This window comes from Protofrankia sp. Cr1 (assembly GCF_963555865.1).
Lineage (GTDB): Bacteria > Actinomycetota > Actinomycetes > Frankiales > Frankiaceae > Protofrankia.
In genome coordinates this window covers 1-2,948 of record NZ_CAUVXO010000627.1, presented here as the reverse complement: position 1 = coordinate 2,948, position 2,948 = coordinate 1, and the positions used below count along the sequence as shown (strand labels likewise).

Annotated in this window: 1 protein-coding gene and 1 pseudogene; both read right to left on the bottom strand. The window is 71.3% G+C overall.

Features of this window, described 5'->3' with window-relative positions:
- Nucleotides 1–2,725, bottom strand: a 2,725-nt coding sequence (locus U9980_RS26995; protein ID WP_322770507.1) for an NACHT and WD40 repeat domain-containing protein, incomplete at its 3' end; no start/stop codon positions are given.
- A 50-nt stretch (nt 2,726–2,775) separates the two neighbouring features.
- A pseudogene (locus U9980_RS28820) lies at nt 2,776–2,937 on the bottom strand (hypothetical protein); the annotation flags it as partial.
- Nucleotides 2,938–2,948 lie beyond the last annotated feature (11 nt).

Here is a 2,948-nt window from a genome sequence, read left to right as displayed (position 1 = left end):
CCCACACCCGCAGGGCCGGACCGGCGCCGCCCGCTGCCAGCAGCGTGCCGTCCGGGCTGAGCGCCGCCGATACGCCAGGTCCCGCCGGGGCGTGCAGGGAGCTCAGCCGGCGGCCGGTGGCGACTTCGGAGACGCGGACGGTCCCGTCCGCACCACCGGACGCCAGCAGGGTGCCGTCCGGACTGAAGGCCACCGACCAGACCCGGGCGGAATGCCCGTGCCCGGCCAGGATTCCGTGCCGTTGGGTGGTCAGCCGCCACAGCCGCACGGAGTCATCGGCACCGCCGGAGGCGACCGTCGCGGCGTCCGGGCTGAAGACCACCGACCAGACGCCGCCGGCATGGCCCGGCAGCACGCCGGTCTGCTCGCCGGTGGTGACGTCCCACAGACGGATCAGTCGGAATCCACCCGTTGCCAGTTGCCTGCCGTCCGGGCTGAACGCCACCGACTCCACCCAGCCGGTGTGGCCCGCCATGGCGTGGCGGACCTTACCGGTGGCCGTGTCCCAGATCCGGACGATCTGATCCGCGCCACCGGACGCGAGCAGAGTGCCATCCGGACTGACCGCGACCGATCCGACCCCGCCGGCGTGGCCCTGCGCGGTGAGCTGCGCCTCGCCCGTGGCGGAGTTCCACAGGTGGATGGTCCCGTCGGCGGACCCCGAGGCCACCACGGTGCCGTCCGGGCTGAACGCCACCGAACGCACCTCGCCGGCACCGGCGTCGATGCGCCGGACGATCCGCGCGTCATCGGCGAGGGCATCCCACAGGTGGATGGTCCCGTCGGCGGACCCCGAGGCCACCACGGTGCCGTCCGGGCTGAACGCCACCGAACGCACCTCGCTCACGTGCCCGGTCAGGGTGCGCACCACCCGGCCGGCCCAGGGTTCGATCATCGCGATGACCGGGCCCCACGCGGCGGCGAGCAGCGTTGCGGACGGGCTGAACACGACCGCCCGGATCTGTGCCCCGGGTGGCCTGACCACCACCCGTACCGGGTCGCGGCCGGCGACGGCGACCTCGGCGAGCTCGGGTCTGGCCAGTGTCGACGCGTCGATCTCGGTACCCAGTAGAGCGGCCCGGTGCCACCTGCTCCGCTCGAGCGCGGCGCCGTGCATGACGACCTTGATCAGGCGTGCACCGGTGAGATCTGCACCGCAGAGATCAGCCCGGTTCAGGATGACGGAATGCAGCACTGCGCCGACCAGCCGGGCACCGGTCAGGCTCGCGCCGGTCAGATCGGCGTCGTGGAGCCGCACGCCGGTCAGGTCGGCACCGGAGAGGTCCGCGAACCGCAGGTCGAGGCCGGAGAGCTCGTCGTCCTTGCCGCGCAGGTCCTGCCCGGCCAAGCGGACCCGGATGCTGCGGATCTGCAGCCGCCGGGTGACCGCCAGCGCGTTGGCCCTGGCGGTGTCGGCCGCGGCCGGGTCCTCGTAGACCGTCCGGGCCCAGTTCTCGGCTTCGGTCCGGCCGGCCGCGCCGCAGAGAAAGTCGGCCATCAGCGCTGACATGTCGCGGCTCGCGAGCAGACCGGTCACCGGTTCACCGTCGTGCAGCAGCCGGGCGATTTCCAGCGCGACCAGATATTCCATCACCGACGAGTGGACGAACCCGAACCGGTCCTCGTCGCCGCGGACCAGCAGGCTGCCCGCGCCGATCTCGTGTACCGCCTGTGCCGGGTCGAGCCGGCCGTGGGCCATGTCGGCCAGGGCCAGCCGGGCGGTCTCCTCCAACCGGCTGAGGTCCATGTCCCGCTCGGCGCCACGCCACAGCTGCAGGGCGAGCGCGGTCACCGCCCGGCGGATCTGGTCGACGCCCAGCCCGGGTACGGCACCCAGCGTCGGACGCCGCCGGTTCACCTCGAAACGCAGCCACCGCGCGATCAGATTCTCGTACAGGTCCGCGGAGCTGATTCCGCCCCCGGCGGCCCGCACCGCGCGCAGTTCGTCCTCGTCCAGGTCCGCGATGAAGGACAGCATGCGGGGGTTGCGGGAAAGCCCGAGGAGATCTTTGATGTCACGGATCAGCTCGAGGCGACGGTCGGCGGCGCTGGTATCCCCGCCGTAGAGACGGCTGAGGAAGTCGCGGATCTGGTTGTCCGCGAAATCGCCGAGCTCGACCAGCCTGCTGCCCGCGACCAGGTGGACTTCGTCGCCGAGGGTGGTGCGCCACTGGGTGTCCGAGGCGAAATGCTGGGTCCGGCTGCTCAGCACGACCTTGGCTCGCCCGGTCACCGCGGTGAGAATCGTCCGCAGGTGTTCGGCGGCCCGATCGTAGGTGACCTGTATCGCCAGCTCGTCGAAGCCGTCGAACAGCAACACCAGCTGCCCGCGTGCCAGCATCCGGCGCACCGCGCGGATGTCGATGGACTCCTCGCCGGCCACCGCCAGATGCTGGGCCAACAGCGCGTCCAGGCTGTGGTTCTTCTCCAGTGCCCGCAGTTCGATGAATACCGGTACCAGATTCGGCAGGATTCTCGGGAGCCGACGGGCAAGCTCCCGTAACAGGAACGTCTTGCCGTGACCGAAGTTTCCCAGCACGAGGATCAGCCGGGCCGACTCGGCGTCCAGCCAGTCCACCACCGCGTCGAAGACGTTGTCGTCCGGGTCGGGGGAGCCGGCCTGGTCCAGCCGGACATAGCGTTGCGGCACGTACAGCGACGGCCGGTAGCGAACGTCGTTCTCCAGCCGGCGGCCTGGCGGCGCAGGTATCGGCGCGGATCCCACAGCTGCTGGAACTCGGGCACGCTGCGGACCAGGACGCCACGGCGTCGGGCCCGCCGTACCAGCGCCGCGTCGGTGACCTCCCCGCCGTGGACCAGCTCGGACTCGACCTCGGGATCACGTTCCTCATACGGTTCGTGTACCCGTTCGACAAACTGGTCGAAGGTCGCTCCGTCCAGGCCGGCCGGCGCGATCCCGACCGGCCACCGCCGCACGAATCCCGACT